Annotated in this window: 14 protein-coding genes and 1 pseudogene; 8 read left to right on the top strand and 7 right to left on the bottom strand. The window is 70.2% G+C overall.

Annotation, left to right across the window (positions count from 1 at the left end; genetic code table 11):
- Positions 1-125 precede the first annotated feature (125 nt).
- Genes ACZ7HQ_RS00550 through ACZ7HQ_RS00530 form a run of 5 tightly spaced genes read left to right on the top strand, consistent with a single transcriptional unit; the run spans position 126 to position 6,902 of the window.
- On the top strand, positions 126-1,622 hold the full coding sequence (locus ACZ7HQ_RS00550; protein ID WP_470982817.1) for a hypothetical protein: 1,497 nt from the start codon (positions 126-128) through the stop codon (positions 1,620-1,622).
- Complete coding sequence (locus tag ACZ7HQ_RS00545; protein ID WP_470982815.1) at positions 1,619-3,211, top strand: hypothetical protein; 1,593 nt, start codon at positions 1,619-1,621, stop codon at positions 3,209-3,211. The genes ACZ7HQ_RS00550 and ACZ7HQ_RS00545 overlap by 4 nt, the downstream gene beginning before the upstream one ends.
- Positions 3,208-4,773, top strand: a complete 1,566-nt coding sequence (locus tag ACZ7HQ_RS00540; protein WP_470982813.1) for a lipopolysaccharide biosynthesis protein — start codon at positions 3,208-3,210, stop codon at positions 4,771-4,773. The genes ACZ7HQ_RS00545 and ACZ7HQ_RS00540 overlap by 4 nt, the downstream gene beginning before the upstream one ends.
- 47 nt (positions 4,774-4,820) lie before the next feature.
- Complete coding sequence (locus tag ACZ7HQ_RS00535) at positions 4,821-6,377, top strand: PQQ-binding-like beta-propeller repeat protein (protein ID WP_470982810.1); 1,557 nt, start codon at positions 4,821-4,823, stop codon at positions 6,375-6,377.
- Between the two features lie 3 nt (positions 6,378-6,380).
- Positions 6,381-6,902: an FAD synthase family protein gene (locus ACZ7HQ_RS00530; RefSeq protein ID WP_470982808.1), complete on the top strand. Its 522-nt coding sequence runs from the start codon at positions 6,381-6,383 to the stop codon at positions 6,900-6,902.
- On the opposite strand, the pseudogene ACZ7HQ_RS00525 reads toward ACZ7HQ_RS00530, so the two are convergent.
- Positions 6,786-7,496: pseudogene (locus ACZ7HQ_RS00525) on the bottom strand (CDP-alcohol phosphatidyltransferase family protein); the annotation flags it as partial. The gene ACZ7HQ_RS00530 and the pseudogene ACZ7HQ_RS00525 overlap by 117 nt on opposite strands.
- Positions 7,497-7,538: 42 nt before the next feature.
- On the opposite strand from ACZ7HQ_RS00525, the gene ACZ7HQ_RS00520 reads away from it, so the two are divergent.
- Positions 7,539-8,867, top strand: coding sequence for a glycosyl hydrolase family 28-related protein (locus ACZ7HQ_RS00520; RefSeq protein WP_470982806.1), 1,329 nt, complete (start codon positions 7,539-7,541; stop codon positions 8,865-8,867).
- A 67-nt stretch (positions 8,868-8,934) separates the two neighbouring features.
- Here ACZ7HQ_RS00520 and ACZ7HQ_RS00515 read toward each other — a convergent pair whose 3' ends face one another.
- Positions 8,935-9,237 carry a hypothetical protein gene (locus tag ACZ7HQ_RS00515; protein WP_470982804.1) on the bottom strand — a complete coding sequence of 101 codons (303 nt, stop codon included), beginning with the start codon at positions 9,235-9,237 and terminating at the stop codon, positions 8,935-8,937.
- A gap of 619 nt (positions 9,238-9,856) precedes the next feature.
- Between ACZ7HQ_RS00515 and ACZ7HQ_RS00510 the strand changes: the two genes are divergently transcribed.
- Positions 9,857-11,374 carry a fibronectin type III domain-containing protein gene (locus tag ACZ7HQ_RS00510; protein WP_470982802.1) on the top strand — a complete coding sequence of 506 codons (1,518 nt, stop codon included), beginning with the start codon at positions 9,857-9,859 and terminating at the stop codon, positions 11,372-11,374.
- 15 nt (positions 11,375-11,389) lie between these two features.
- On the opposite strand, the gene ACZ7HQ_RS00505 is transcribed toward ACZ7HQ_RS00510, so the two are convergent.
- Positions 11,390-12,571 carry a glycosyltransferase family 4 protein gene (locus ACZ7HQ_RS00505; RefSeq protein WP_470982800.1) on the bottom strand — a complete coding sequence of 394 codons (1,182 nt, stop codon included), beginning with the start codon at positions 12,569-12,571 and terminating at the stop codon, positions 11,390-11,392.
- 336 nt (positions 12,572-12,907) lie between these two features.
- Here ACZ7HQ_RS00505 and ACZ7HQ_RS00500 point away from each other — a divergent pair, with 336 nt between their 5' ends.
- Positions 12,908-13,201, top strand: a complete 294-nt coding sequence (locus tag ACZ7HQ_RS00500; protein ID WP_470982798.1) for a hypothetical protein — start codon at positions 12,908-12,910, stop codon at positions 13,199-13,201.
- A gap of 163 nt (positions 13,202-13,364) precedes the next feature.
- Here the strand turns inward: ACZ7HQ_RS00500 and ACZ7HQ_RS00495 are convergent, their stop codons facing one another.
- The 4 genes from ACZ7HQ_RS00495 to ACZ7HQ_RS00480 form a co-directional block, all read right to left on the bottom strand.
- The gene (locus tag ACZ7HQ_RS00495; RefSeq protein WP_470982796.1) at positions 13,365-13,676 is read right to left on the bottom strand and encodes a hypothetical protein; all 312 of its coding nucleotides are present in this window, start codon (positions 13,674-13,676) and stop codon (positions 13,365-13,367) included.
- 68 nt (positions 13,677-13,744) lie between these two features.
- Positions 13,745-14,059 carry a hypothetical protein gene (locus ACZ7HQ_RS00490; RefSeq protein ID WP_470982793.1) on the bottom strand — a complete coding sequence of 105 codons (315 nt, stop codon included), beginning with the start codon at positions 14,057-14,059 and terminating at the stop codon, positions 13,745-13,747.
- A 64-nt stretch (positions 14,060-14,123) separates the two neighbouring features.
- Positions 14,124-14,438 carry a hypothetical protein gene (locus ACZ7HQ_RS00485; protein ID WP_470982791.1) on the bottom strand — a complete coding sequence of 105 codons (315 nt, stop codon included), beginning with the start codon at positions 14,436-14,438 and terminating at the stop codon, positions 14,124-14,126.
- Between the two features lie 347 nt (positions 14,439-14,785).
- The gene (locus tag ACZ7HQ_RS00480) at positions 14,786-15,208 is read right to left on the bottom strand and encodes a hypothetical protein (RefSeq protein ID WP_470982788.1); all 423 of its coding nucleotides are present in this window, start codon (positions 15,206-15,208) and stop codon (positions 14,786-14,788) included.
- Positions 15,209-15,314: the final 106 nt, after the last annotated feature.

The following is a 15,314-nucleotide window of genomic DNA, read 5'->3' as shown; positions in this document are numbered from 1 at the left end:
AATATGCAGTTTTGCCCCATTTACCCCGTAATGGCGCGCGTGGCTGATCCGATATGCCGGATAAGGTCGCTATATATCTTCCAGTGAGGTTTCCGCCGAAGTACCCGTTGGCTCCTGGGGCCCCGGTGCGGGACGCGCGCGTCCGCAGTGTCCCCGCACTCTGCGTCTGGGCCGTGGTACTGATCGCCCTGCTGCCCGGGCTGGTTCTACGGCCGCACAGCGGACACGTGCCGACGGCCCTCTTCCTGCAGGGCGTTGTCGTGGCCCACACCGGTGGCGCCCTCGCCCGCGTGCTCACCGCGCCCAAGATCCGGCTCGTCGGCCTCGGCTTCTGGATGTTCGCCTACGTCTGGTTCGGGCTGGCACCCGTGACGATGCTCAGCTCGGACACCTACCCGTGGCCCTACCGGGTCAGCGACGAAACCTCCCTCGCCGCCGTGGCGGTGGTCGAACTCGGCCTGCTCGCCCACAGCGCCGGAACCGCCTTCGCCGCCCGGCGTGAACGGGCCCGTGCCGCGCGCCCGGCCGCCTTCCGGCCGGGGCTGGTGGAACGGCTGCTCGCCCGGCGCCTGGCGCCCTGGCGGGTCGTGCTGCTGTGCGGGCTCGCCCTGGCACTCGCGGTGCTGCTGCTTCCCGGCGAGCCGGGCGGAGTCGCCGCCTACTTCACCAGCCGTCAGGCCGTTCAGGGAACCGTCGCCGTCCCGGACGGTTCGGCGGGCGCCTTCCTCCAGCCGCTGCGCAGCTGGTCCCTGTCCGTGCCGGCCTTCTGGGCGCTGCTGAGCCTGCTGCGCCTGCCGGGCCTGCCGGCGGGTGACCGCCTGCTGCGCGGCATGCGCCGGCTGCTGTTCCCCCTGCTCCTCGCGCTGAACATCGTCGTCAACAACCCCATCAGCAAACCGAGGTTCTGGGCCGGTACGGTGCTGCTGACGTTGCTGTTCACCGTGCCGCGGCTGTGCCGGCCCCGCGCCTCCCGCGCGATCGTGGGCGCCGTTCTCGCCGCGGTCGTCGTCGTCTTCCCCTACAGCGACTACTTCCGCTACGACGACCGGCAGGCGGTCCATGTCGCCTCGCTCGCCGAGCAGTTCATCGCCAAGGGCGACTACGACGCCTTCCAGCAGGTGCAGACCGGCCTCGACTACGCGCGGGAGACCGGGGTCTCACCCCGGGCCGCCCTCGGTCCGCTCCTCTTCATGGTGCCGCGATCGGTGTGGCCGGACAAACCCGAGGACACCGGCATCGCTCTGGGCCGGTACGCGGGTTACGACCTCCTCAACCTGTCGGCACCCTTGTGGATCGAGAGTTACCTGTGGGGCGGCCCGGCTGCCGTAGCCCTGGTGTTCTGCCTGCTCGGGGCGGCGGGACGCCGTATGGACGAGCTACGGGAGCGCCTGCTCGACCGGCCGGACACCCTGGCGGTTCTTCTCGTACCGGCCTTCGCCTTCTACCAGCTGATCTTTCTGCGCGGCAGCCTGCTCGGCGTCATGGGCCCGATGCTGCTGATGATGACGATCCCCCTGCTCGTCACCACGTCGGCGCGCCGGACGCCCCAACTCGCCGCACCGGCGCTGCTGTCCGCCCCCACTCCCCATGCACCACTTCCGCACGCAGGAGGCCACCTGTGACCAGTTCCCTCCCCTTCGACGACCGGTTCGACGAACGGGACCAGCTCCGCGAGCAACTGCGCCTGCTCCTTCGCTACCGCGTGGTGATGGCGCTGGGAACCGTCCTGGGGCTGCTCGGCGGCCTGGCCCTGGCGCTGTACGGCGCCGGCACCTACAGCTCCACCAGTGACGTTCTCGTCCGCGCCAGCTCCGACCCCTTCGGCACGGTCAGCGTGCCCGCCGACAACCAGATCAGCATGAGCACCGAGCAGCAGATCGCCGCGGGCACGGCCGTGGCCGTCCGGGCGGCACACGCACTGGGCCAGCCCGAAAGCCGGGCCGAGGCACTGCAGCGCCACCTCCGGGTCACCAACGTGGCGAAGTCCCAGGTGCTCCGCTTCGAGTTCACCGCCGGCACCCGCCAGCGCGCGGCGCACGGCGCCGACGCGCTGGCCGAGGCCTATCTCGCCGACCGCAAGAGCCGTAACGACGCCGCGGTGCAGCGAGCCGTCGACGCCATGGACAAGCAGATCACCGCGCTGAACCGGCGGGCGAAGAAGGACAAGGACGCGGACAACGGCACCGAGGACTCCGCCGTGCAGAGTGAGATTCGCAGCCTGCAGAAACGCGTGTCCGAGATCAGCTCCCGCGACACCAACGGCGGCGACATCGTCCGCAGGGGCACGGCGCCCTCCCTGCCCGCGGGCCTCGGATGGCGAACCCTGCTCGCCCTCGGACTGGCCGGCGGTGCCGCCCTCGGCATCCTGCTGGCCTGGCTGTGCTCGGCCCTCGACGGCCGGGCACGGTCGGCCCGCGAGGTCCAGGCCGCCCTGGGTGCACCCGTGCTGGGCTTCCTGCCCCGCGACCGCCGCACCGACGACTCCCTGCTGGCGGTCGGCCGTACGGACGGTGCCCTCGCCCGGACCTACCGGTCCCTGGCCGGCCGCCTGGAGCACACCGCGTTCCCGGGACGCACCGGCGGCTGCCTCGTCGTGGCGGCCCCGCGGCGCGGGGAGGCGGCCGGAGCGGTCGCCGCCAACCTCGCCGCGGCCTTCGCGGAGGGGGGCACCGAGGTGGTCCTCGTGGACGCCGACCCCGAGACGCCCAGCCTCGCGGCATGCCTGCCGCTGGCCCCGGAGGCGGAGCGCGCCGAGCGTGCGGCGTCCCTGCCCGCTGCGGGCGTGCTCGTCGACGCGGGCTCGGCGGGCCGGTTCGCCCTCTGCTCCAGCGGCAGGACCGGCCGCTTCCTTCAGGCCGACGTGTCCGAGGCGATGGACCGGATGGCGTCCGGCGGTGACCCGCCCGCCGCGGTCATCGCGGCCCGGCCCCTGCTGGAGCACGCGAACGCGCTGGCGATGGCCCAGCACTCCGGCGGCGTCCTGGTGGTCACCAGACTCAACACCCGGCGGGAGGAACTCAGGCAGGTGAGCGAGCTCATCAGCTGTTCCGGCGCGCGCCTGCTGGGCGCCGTGGTCGACTCCGGGCGCGCGCGGCGAGGTGTGTCCGGCGCCGTGCTCCGCCTGGTGAAGCCCCGTTCCCAGGCCGAGAGCGTCACGCCGGTCACGGAGCCCGCCGGACAGCACGACACGCTCACGGTCTCCAGCAGATGACGCGGCCCCGGACGACCGCTCCCGCCCCCGCGAAGGCCACCGCCCGCAGCACGGTCGCCGCCGCCGCACGGGGCGGGCTGTGGGGCGCGGGGGGTTCCGCCACGAGCGCCCTGTTCGCCTTCCTCCTGGTCGGCTTGATCACCCGGGCGGTCGGGGCCCGCGGGGCCGGAGCGATCTTCACGGGCGTCGCCGTGTTCACCATCCTCAGCAATGTCTGCAAGCTCGGCGGCGACACCGGACTCGTCCGCTACATCCCGGGGGACCTCGCACTCAACGGCGGCCGTTCGGTGGGTGCGCTGCTGCGCATGGCCATGCTGCCCGCGGTGGTGAGCGCCACCGCCGCGGCCGCGGCCCTGCTGCTGTGCCCGGCGGTGGCCACCACACTCCTGCCCGACCTGCCCCCCGCCGACGCGGTCGCCCTGATCCGGCTCTTCGCCCTGTGCCTGCCGGCCGCCACCGTCAGCCTGGTCATGCTCGCCGCCACCCAGGGATACGGCACCGTGGTGCCGTTGGTCTGCGTGGAGCAGATCGGCAAGCCCGTGCTCCGGGTGCTGATCGCCGTCCCCATGGCGTCCCTGGCGTCCGGGATGCTGTCGCTGGCCGCGGCCTGGCTGCTGCCCGCACTGGCCGGCCTCGCAGCCGCGTGGCTGGGCCTGCACCGCTGCCGTGCCCGGTACGCCGCGGCGCCCCCCGCGGGCGGGGTGTCCGTCTCCCCTCCGGGCAGAACGCCCGTTTCCTGGCGGGTCTTCTGGGCCTTCTCCGCACCCCGCGCGATCTCCGCCGTCTTCGACATCAGCGCCGTCTGGGTCGGGGTCATCCTGCTGTCGGCGCTGGCCACCGACGCGGAGGCGGGCATCTACACCGCCATCGGCCGTGTCGTCACCGCGGGCACACTCGTCCAGCTCGCCGTGCGCCTGGCCGTCTCGCCCCAGTTCAGCCGTCTCCTCGCGGTCAACGACGTTGCCGAGGCGCACGACTTGCACCGCGTCTCGACCTGCTGGGTCGTCCTCTTCTCCTGGCCGCTGTTCGTACTCATCGCCGGCTTCCCCCGCACCGTACTTTCCGTCTTCGGGCCGGACTTCACCAAGGGGGCACCCGCGCTGGTCGTGCTCTGCGCCGCCGCCATCGTCAACGTGGCGGTCGGCAACGCGCAGACCGTGCTCCTCATGGCCGGCAAGAGTTCCTGGCACCTGGCCTGCACCGCCCTGGCGTTCGCGGTGCAGCTCACCGTGGGCGTGCTCGCCGTGCCCCGGTGGGGCATCCTCGGCGCGGCCGTCTCCTGGGGTGCGGCCGTCATCGTGGAGAACCTCTCGGCCGCCATGCTGGTCCGGTTCCGCCTCGGCTTCACCACCGTGGCCGCCGGTTACACCCGGGCCCTCGGTATCGCGGTGGCCGTTTCGGTGGTGCCGGCGGGCGTGCACACCCTGTTGGGTGACACCCCGTCAGGACTCGCGCTCAGCCTGACTTTCGGAATGTCCGTATTTGGTACTTTCCTGTGGCGATACCGTACGCCTCTGGGTGTAAGCGAGCTGGTCCAGGTGCTGCGCCGTCGCACCGTATGAGGCATTGCCCCTCAACCTGCCCGCCCCCTTTCCTTCGAGGTGTCCCCTTGCGTCCGAGCAAGCTCCGTAAGAAGGCGGTCACGGGTCCGGCTGCCGCCGCCCTCATGTGCGCAGGCGCCCTGCTCTGCTCTCCCGCCGCCGCGGCCACACGGCACGATTCGGCCACGCTCACCGCCGATCCGCTGGCCACCTGGCAGACGGACGGCATCGTCTGGTCCCTGGCCTACGCCCGCGGTGTCGTCTACGCCGCGGGCAGCTTCGACACGGTCCGCCCGCCCGGCGCCGCCGCCGGCACCGCGCAGGTGCCGCGCCACAACTTCGCCGCGTTCGATGCCACGACCGGCGCACTGCTGCCCTGCGCCCCGTCCTTCACCGACGGTGCCGGCCCGTACAGCGCCGGTACGGTACGGGCCCTGAAGGCCTCCCCCGACGGACGGGTGCTGTACGTGGGCGGCTCCTTCGGCCGCGTCGGGTCCACCGGGGTGGCCAACGCCGTGGCCCTCGACACCGCCGGCTGCACCCTGCGCAGGGACTTCAGGCCCACGGTGTCCGCAACCGTCCGGGCCATCGAGACCACCGGCCAAGCGGTGTACCTGGGCGGCGACTTCGACCAGGTCGACGGACACCGCAGGTCCCACGTCGCCGCCTTCACGCCCGCGGGTTCCCTCCTGCCCTTCAAGGCCGGCGTGGACCTTTCCGTCCGCGCCCTGTCGGCGGTGCCCGCGCAGCGTGAAGTCCTGGTCGGAGGGGACTTCGAGTGGGTCAACGGCAGACAGGTGCGCTCCCTGGTCGCGCTGGACGCCGCCACCGGGGCGACGGTCCGCACCTTCCCGGGCTGGCTGCCGCACGGTTCGAAGGTCAAGTCCATCGCGCGGGACGGCTCCCGCTTCTACATCGGCGCCGAAGGGGACCCGCAGGGCGTCTTCGACGGACGCATCGCGGGCCGGCTCCGCGACGGCGCCATGCTGTGGAAGGACACGTGCCAGGGCGCCACCCAGGCCGTGCTGCCGTACAACGGCGTTCTCTACAGCGCCTCCCACGCGCACGACTGCTCCCGGACTCCCGGCGGATTTCCCGAACGGGGCGTCCGGCACACCCTCCTGGCCCAGTCGGTCACCGACCGGAGAATCCTGCACTGGTTCCCCGACACCGACCCCGGACTCGGGGAGGGAGTGGGCCCACGCACCCTGGCCATGGCCGGCGGCACCCTGTGGGTCGGAGGTGAGTTCACCCAGGTCAACGACCGGCCACAGCAGGGACTCACCCGCTTCGGCACCGCCGCTCCCACGAGCGCGCCCCAGGCCCCCGCTCTCACGCTCCTGTCCGCACGCCCGGGAAGCGTCACCCTCGGCTGGCAGGCCGCGTGGGACCGCAACACCGCCGTGCTGACGTACCGGCTCTACCGGGACGGAACGCTCGTCTCCCGGCAGGCCAGGTCCTCGACGTCCTGGAACCTCCCCGCCATGAGCTTCACCGACTCCGTGCCCGCCGGCTCCCGCCACCAGTACACGATCGAGGTGACGAACGGCACCCGCACCTCACCCCGGTCCGTTTCGCTGACCGTGACGGTGCCCGCGCCCCGCGGCCGGACGAACGGAGCGTGAGCCGTGACAGCGACACTCACCGGGTACGCGCCCGGCGTCTGGGACCTGTTCCACATCGGTCACCTCAGCATCCTGCGTGAGGCGCGCCGGCACTGCGACCACCTCGTGGCCGGGGTGGCGTCCGACGAGCTGACCTTGCGACTGAAGGGCAGGCCACCGGTGATCCCGCTGGCCGAGCGCCTGGAGATCGTCCGCAGCGTGCGGCACGTCGACGATGTCGTCGTGGAGACGCACGGGGACAAACTGCAGATCTGGAAGCAGGTCGGTTTCCATGTCGTGTTCAAAGGAGACGACTGGAAGGGCACGCCCAAATGGGAAATCCTCGAACGGCGTTTCGCCAAGGTCGGTGTCGACGTCGTCTACTTCCCCTACACCGTCCACACGTCCAGCACGCTACTGCGCAGGGCGCTGGAGCTGATGCAGCTCGCGGAACCACTTCACCAGGAAGGCCGCCATGAACAGGACATGAGCCAAGAGCAGCACGCAGTACAGGGCAAGGAAGAGGTCCCGACTGCCCAGAAATAGAAAGCAGACGCAGGTCGTGCCGTAGTCGACCGGCAGCAGCAGGACGGACCCCCACGCCGAGGCAGGACCACCACCGCTCCTTTCCACCGCCACCCGCGCCTTGAGCTGCTGGGTGAGAACACCGGCGAAGAAGATCACCACCGCGGCGAGCTGGAACACCATCGGGGCCAGCAGGAACAGCGGACTGGGCAGCGCGAAGAAACGGTAGAACGCCACCAGCACCACCAGGTGCAGCACGACGATCCTGACGCAGTCCAGCACATGGTCCAGCCATTCGCCCGACAGGCTCGCGGACCGCTGGCTCCGCGCGAGCTGACCGTCCGCGGCATCCAGGGCGAAACCCAGGGCGAGGGCCACCCCGACACAGACCGACAGCACGGGCTCGGGCCGCAGCAGGGCCACCGCCGCCAGGGCCGGAAAAGTGAACAAGGAACCGAGTAGCGTCAGCTGATTGGGGGTCGCACCGATCCACGCGGCCAGCGCCGCCATCACACGACCGGCCGGGCGATTGACGAAACGGCTGTAGACCGAGACCCCTTTCGCCGGTTTCTGTGCCGTCGACAGTTGCCTCAGCATTTCCGCGAACTCGGCCATAACCCTCCTTGACGAGGCCACACGTGACAAGGGAAGGCAACTATGACAGAACAGGGTGGCGAAATGGCCCGCGACCGTCGGCGAATTCTGCGCGGCGGAACGTCATTGCTGGTCGCGGCGGCCCTGCCCGCCGGCAGCGCGTCCGCCAGAAGTGCGTCCGCCAAGAGCACCGCCGTAGGGCCGATGTCCTCGGTCAACGTCACCGATCTCGGTGCCGTGGGCGACGGAAGAACCGACGACACACAGGCCTTCGAGAGCGCGTACGCGCTCGCCGCCGACCGGGTCCGGGGCGGGGTGGGCCGCCTGGTGGTCGAGATTCCGGCCGGGGACTTCCTCATCACGCGTCCGTACGCCCTGCTGAACGGCGTCGCACCGCCACGTCCCGCGAACGGTCTGCGCTTCGTGGGGGCGGGAAAGAACATGACCACTCTCGTCTTCCGCCCGGGCACCGGCCCTGGATCCTATCTGTGCCGGAACGAGGACAGCTGGTCGAACCTCTCCTTCGAGCGCATGCAGTTCCGCTCCGACACACCGGGCGCGTCCTTCTTCAGTTCCTACTCCACCGGACAGGCCCAGGACTACCGGTTCTCGGAGTGCGAGTGGCTCGGGGAATGGGAGTACGGGCTGGCCCTCGACGGCACGAACACCAACTCGGAGATGCTGTGGCAGGCCTGCACGGTCGCCGGCAGCTACCGGAAGGCGTTTCTCTACTCGGGGATCACGGGGCACGCACAGACCACCCCGAACGACCAGGACCAGTTCCTGAACTACTGGTTCACCGACATGAAGGTCGAATACGAGTGGGGCAACTTCCTGGAGTTTCCCTACGGCGGATCGATTTCCTGCCGGGGCGGTTCGTACATCATCACCGGCAAACGCCCCGAGAGCACCAAGGAATACGGCACCACCAGCACCTTCTTCCGTTTCCCGGTCCGCTGGCACAACGACTCGGTGCAGCGCTTCCACGCCCAGGACATCCGCTTCGAGGTGCGCAACCCGGATGTGCGGATCATCGACTGCGTGTGGAACAGCGGAACGATCCACTTCGCCGACTGCGACGACACCGCGATCGCCTTCCAGGACTTCTCCGACGACATCCGTCCGCACCGGTACACCGTGGGCCCACGGGGGCCGCTGATCCGCTACGACTCCTGCCAGCTGGTGGGCCGCCACCAGTACCGGACGACCCACGAACCGGCCGCCCAGCCGGCCGTGGTCCGCTATGACATGTGCCTGCTCCGCAGCCACGCGGAGGGCGAGTTCGCCGTCATCGACGACGGCACCACCGCCACCCGGGCCCCCTTCGTGCGCTTCACCGACTGCATCGACACCCCGCCGACGCCCCGTGCGCAGGCCTCCCCCACGCATTGAACGCCCGCCCGTGCCACGGCCGTCAGCATGCGGGGCCCGGAGTGGTCCGGGCCCCGCATCCGCTCCGTCAGACGTACTTGGTGGGCTTGACGCAGAAGTCGATGCGGGTGATGAGCGGGTCCTGGCCGGCCGAGTTGGCCGTGGAGTGGAGTCCCGTGTCGGCCGCCTTGCCGTCGGGGAATCCGGTCGTGCTGTCGTACGTGTAGACCTTGGCGCCGGCGCTTCCCGTGGCCGTGACCTGGACCACGGTACGGTGCGCGGACGCGGGGACGTCGAAGTCGAACGTCTCACCCTGGGTGCCGTTGTGGATGGTGAGCTGGAGGTTTCCGTCCCCGGGGATCGCCACGGGTCCGCTCACCGGATTGGTCACGCTGAACCCGGTCGCGCCCGCCGGGCAGGCCGGAGGGGGCGGCGGGGCCGTCTGGCACGGCGTGCACCCGGACGTGGGGGGCTTCGTGGCGCAGGACGCGCACCCGGACGTCGGGGGGGTCGTCTGGCACGACGAGCACCCCGACGTGCCGGTCGTCGGGCACGACGACTTGCACGCCATCGTCACCCGGGGAACCGTGTGGGCCGCCGCGGAGCCGGCGGCGATACCGAATGCCACGGTTGCGGTCAGGCCGGCGCCGACGAGCCCCGCTCCCCAACTCAACCGTCGTGACTGCGTCTTCGTTCGGGCAGCTACTCGCATTACGAGCACTCCTCCTCCATGCTTGGGTACCTGACCTCGGGTACCTGATCTCGCCCTGGCGAACTCTCACGCCATTTCCTTTGGCAGTTCGAGCTTGACCAAGTGTCCGCCGCCGGGCGTCCCCACACTCGCACGAATGCACTGCCGTTATGGATTACGACTCCTTTTCCTAGGCCATTCGAGCTTCAGTAAGGGCCTGAAGGGCGGAGCGCCCGCTTGTCGAATCCGGTAAGGCAGGGGCGGGTGTCTACTTTCGGAAAGCTCCTCGCCCCCCGTATCCCTCGACCCGGGATGTTCCATGCGCCTAAGGAAAAGCACCGCCAGGACCGCCACCACGGCTTCCGCCATGGTCCTCCTTGCCGCCGCCTCGCTCACGACCGCTTCCGGGGCGCCGGCCCGCCAGGAAAAGACCCTGACAGCAGCCCCGTTGGCCACGTGGCAGACGAACGGCGTCGTCTGGTCGGTCGAGTACGCCCGCGGGGTCGTGTACGTCGGCGGCACCTTCGACAGCGTCCGCCCGCCCGGCGCGCGTCCCGGTGAGAAGGAGGTCGTACGGCGGAACTTCGCGGCCTTCGACGCCGTGACCGGCAAGCTGCTGCCCTGTGCCCACTCCTTCACCGGGGGTGCCGGCACCGTACGGGCCCTGAAGGCGTCCCCGGACGGCAAGGAGCTGTACGTCGGCGGCTCGTTCGGCAGGGTCGACCGCACCGGCGTGGCCAGTGCGGTGGCACTGAACACGGCGGACTGCTCGCTGCGCGGGGACTTCCGCCCCGCCATGGAGGCGACCGTGCGGGCCATCGAGGCCACGGACAAGACGGTGTACCTGGGCGGTGAGTTCACCGTCGTGGACGGCAAGCCCAGGAAGCGCATCGCGGCGTTCAGCCGGAGCGGCTCGCTGCTCCCGTTCAGTGCGGACGCCGACGAGCCGGTCCGCGCCATCCTGGCCGTGCCCGACCACGGACAGGTGCTCGTCGGCGGCGCCTTCCACAACGTCAACGGCCGTCCGGAGCAGGCACTGGTCTCCCTGAACCCCACAACCGGCGCGACCGTGAGGTCCTTTCCCAACTGGCTTCCCGCGCGCTCCGCGGTGTCGTCACTGGCACGCAACGGCGACCGCTTCTATCTGGGGGCCGAGGGCGAGGGGACGGGCATCTTCGACGGTCGCATCGCCGGCCGGCTGGCCGACGGCACGATGGTCTGGAAGGACACCTGTCTGGGCGCCACCCAGGATCTGCTCGTGCACAACGGCGTCCTCTACAGCGCCTCCCACGCCCACTTCTGCGGGCTGACACCGGGTGGCTTCCCCGACGGGCCCCGCCGGCACTTCCTGGCGCAGTCGGCCGGCGACAAGCGCATCCTGCACTGGTTCCCCGACACCGATGACGGCATCGGAGAGGGGGTCGGCCCGCGAACGATCACCATGGCGGGCGAAATCCTGTGGGCGGGCGGTGAGTTCACCATGGTCAACGGCCAACCCCAGCAGGGCCTGACGCGTTTCGGGGCCGGCCCCCGCAACACGGCGCCGCAGGCCGCTCCCCGGCTCACGACCGACAGCTCCCGCGCCGGACACGTCACGCTCACCTGGCAGGCCGCATGGGACAGGGACGACGCCGAACTGACCTACCGGATCTACCGGGACGGTGCGCTCCTGGTCACCCGGAAGCAGCGGTCGGCCGAATGGGACCGCCCGGAGATGACGTACACGGATGCGGTCTCCCCCGGCTCCCGTCACCGCTACACGATCACCGTCAGCGACGGAACGAACACCACGCCCCGGTCGGCACCGGTCGACGTGACCGCGGCCACCGCCAAGTGACCGGCCGGAGCGGGGTCACGTGGTGATGGACTCCCTGCTCTGGCTGGGCACGAACGGCGTGCTGCCGACGCCGAGCAGTTCCCGGTACACGTCACTCACCGCGTCCCGGGTCTGCCGGACGTCGTGGGCAGCGACCACATGCGCGCGGCCCTGTGCCCCCAGGGCCGCGCGCAGCGGCGTACGGCGCAGCAGCGCCGTCAGTGCCAGCGCCAGCGCGTCGGAGTCGTCCGGCGGCACCAGGCAGTGCGGCAGATGGCCGGGCGGCAGGCTCTCGCGCACGCCGTCCACGTCCGTGACGAGGACCGGCCGGGCGCACGCCATGGCCTCCAGGGGGACGAGCGCCCTGCCCTCCCAACGGGACGGCAGGACCACGACATCGGCGGCCCGGTACCAGGGGGCGGCGTCGGGTGCGGGGCCGGCGAACTCCACCGACGCGGGCGCGGCGGCGCGCAGCCGGTTCGCGTCCGGCCCGTCGCCGACCAGCACCAGCCGGGCGGCCGGCATCTGCCGTACGACGGCGGGCCAGGCCCTCAGGAGCACGTCCTGGCCCTTCTGCCGGCACAGCCGTCCCACGCACACGACGAGGGGTCCCGTCCCGGACCGGGCGACGCTCCCCTCCGGCCGGAACCTGCGTGTGTCGACGCCGTTGGGGACCATGTGCCACTGGGCGGTGATGCCGTGCTGTTCCCCGGTACGCCGTTCCGCCTCGCTCACGCAGAGGACGCGCGCCGCCCACCGCGCCCCGAACTGCTCCCAGCGCAGGGCGGTTTGGGCCTTGACGCCGTCCACGGCCTCGAACGACCAGGCGTGCGGCTGGAAGACGGTCGGGAGCCGGCCGCGCACCGCGAGCCGTGCGGCGAGCCCCGCCTTCATGCCGTGCGCGTGCACCACGTCGGGGCGCACCCCGCGCAGGATCCGGGTCAACCGGGCCACCTCACCGGGCAGTCGGGGCCCCGGTGAGCCGGTCGCGTTCCAGGGAAGCACCTTGCAGCCTTCCGTGCGCAGCCCGTCGGTCAGGGTGCCGCCTCTCGGGCAGGCCACGCTGACGCGCAGCCCCGCGGTGAGCTGCGCCGCCGCCAGGTCCGTCACGAACCGTGCGACACCGCCCTCGACCGGCTGAGTGACGTGCAGGACGTGCGGCTCACGTGCTGCGGACGGTGTCGCACGGTGCGGGACCGGACCGAGGGGAATGCGCATGCCCGAGGCTTCCCTTCCGAAGAAACATTTCGAACCAGCGCAAAGCGTGCGATCGTAGGTTCGACATAAAACGCATCGGATTCGGGAGGCAACACTAGCCCCTTTTACCACGGAGCCGTCAACCGTGTCGGAATGACAATCCTCCTCCGGGACCATTCCTCGCGAAAAAGTCACCTGCTTGGCGCCGCACTGGGACGGCGGAACGCAAAGATAATCCGATAAGAATTTCTGCGTTGTCGTTCCATGATGTATGAGTTCCGGGGAACTTGCGGCCGGCGGAGTTTCCCGTGGCGCCCCTCTCTCGTTAACCCGGGGGAAGCTCGAGAAAGGAACACAATGAAGAGTCTGAAGGCTGCCGCCATCGTTGTCGGCACCCTGGCCATGGCGGGCGTCGCGGCGCCGGCCGTCGCGGCGGACGTACCGGCGCAGGGCATCATCGATAACGGGAAGACGGTTGCCCGGTCTCTCCCCAACGCAGCCGAGATCCCGACCGGTGCCCTGGCTGGCGATGTCAAGCGCACGGCGGACGGCGTGAAGAAGTCCGGGGTCGTCAAGACCCCCGTCCTGGGCGGCGCCCTGCCGAACCCCCTCAACGGCAAGCCGCCCGCCGCACTTCCCGTCCTGAAGTAGACGACGCGTCCGCTGGGCTTTCAGGCCGGCTCCGGTGTTTCCGGAGCCGGCCTTTCTTTGTTTCGCCGCACAGCGTGCGTAAAAAGCATGAGGGAAAACGCACGGGGCGGAAAAGCAGATGGTGGCCCGCCGAGGCTCGGCGGGCCACCAGGCTGAAGGGGCGTCAGATCAGACCCGCGGCCTCAGTGAGGACCGACTGGTCGACCGGCGCGGTGTTGCACGCGGCGTAGCGCGAGTGCGGCGGGACCACTCCGCCGAGGACGGCACCGTTCGACCACGGCGCGATGCAGCGGCCGTCGACCAGGGCGCCGTTGACGACGGCGAGCCCCTGCTGAGGAGCGTTCACGACGACCGGGGACTCCGAGAAGCCGTTGCCGCCGGTGACGGTGGTGTTGTTGTCGGCCGAAGCAGTACCGCCGGCGGCCAGAACGACGCCCGCAGCCAGGACACTGAGGGCCGTAACCTTCTTACGCATGAGATGCGCCTTTCGGTTGGTTGACAGATCGGAAGGAGACGCGCCGATGTGATCGGAGCGCGGATGGTTCAGCCGAAGAGGCCGGCCGCCTCGACGCCCGCCTTCTGGTCGACCGACCCCGTGTTGCACGCGGCGTAGCGCGAGTGCGGCGCGTAGACGCCGCCGAGCACGGCACCGTTGGACCACGGGGCGACGCAGCGGAGGTCGACGAGCGTGCCATTGGAGACGAGGACGCCCTGCTGCGGAGCGTTCACGACGACGGGGGACGACGAAAAGCCGTTGCCGCCGGTGACGGTCGTGCAGTTGTCGGCCGCGGCGGTGCCGCCTGCCGCCAGGACGACACCCGCGGCGAGAGCGGAGATGGCCGTAACCTTGTTACGCATGGGATGTCCTTTCCGGACTGCGTTTCGAGGGGGTTCACCTGCTCGGAATTGCCCGGAGCAGGGGTCAGAGGATGCCGGCCGCCTCGCTGACCGTCGATTGGTCGACGGACGCCGTGTTGCACGCGGCGTAGCGCGAGTGGGGCGCAGCGACGCCGCCGAGGACGGCACCGTTGGACCACGGCGCGATGCAGCGGCCATCGATCAGGGCGCCGTTGACGACGACAACGCCCTGCTGAGGAGCGTTCACGACGACCGGGGACTCCGAAAAGCCGTCACCACCGGTGACGTTGGTCGTGTTCGAGTGGGCGGAGGCAACGCCGGCGCTGCCGCAGACAGCGGCAAGGGCGAGTGCAGTGATGACCGCGAACTTCCTGGTCAACTCGGTTCCTTCCTGGATTCACGGTAAGCCGCGCTTACATAGCAAGAAACCGAAATATGTGGCGAAAAGTCACGCGGACACCGGGCATACCGGGCGGATTCCACCGGATGGCGGAACGGCAGCTGGGCACCGATTCATGCGGGCCGCACCGGCACCGGAGAGAACGCCGACATGCGTCCGGCCCACTGGCAAGGAGGAATCCAGTGGGCCGGACAGGCTTGAGCCGTGTGTGCGGCACGACATCGGCGCCGGGGTGGGTGCGCGGCACTGCGGTGTCGGGTCTCCGGCGAAGGAACCGGATCAGAGTCTCAGAATCCCGGTCACGCCGACTCCTGACGGTTTCCGCGTCACCCCTGGTTGAGCAGGCTACCGACCCCGGCACTCGTCGGCCCGTTCAGCGGGTGGAGCTGAACCGATCCGGTTCCGAGCGGATTCTTCACCGGGATTGCGGGCTTCTTGTTGGTGCTGTGCCCCATGCCGTCCAGGTATACGCCGGAGATTTTGGCGGCCTTATTCTTGCCGGTGACCGAGGATGCCTGGTTCTCGTCGAACGCGCTGCCCTTGGTGAGGCTGCCCTGCTTGGCCACCCGCATCACGGTGTCGGCCGCGGGCACGAGCGCCGGAGTGACATCGGTCTGGGACATGAGGCCGAGCGGACCGGTTGTCTCGCGAGCGGGCGTCTTGCCGACGGCCGACGCGGCGACCGCGGAGCCACCCACGAGACTCGCACCGATCGCCAGCGCCGCAGTTGTGAAAACTGCTTTCTTCATGATTCACCTCACTTGAAGTTACCTCTGATCCGACAGACGCAGAACATAGCAGTCCACAGTCCGCCCAAAGCGACGCACTACTCCATACGCATGAATGCCATGGGGG

The organism is Streptomyces sp. NPDC037290, assembly GCF_055603245.1.
This window is presented reverse-complemented; position numbering and strand designations above follow the sequence as displayed.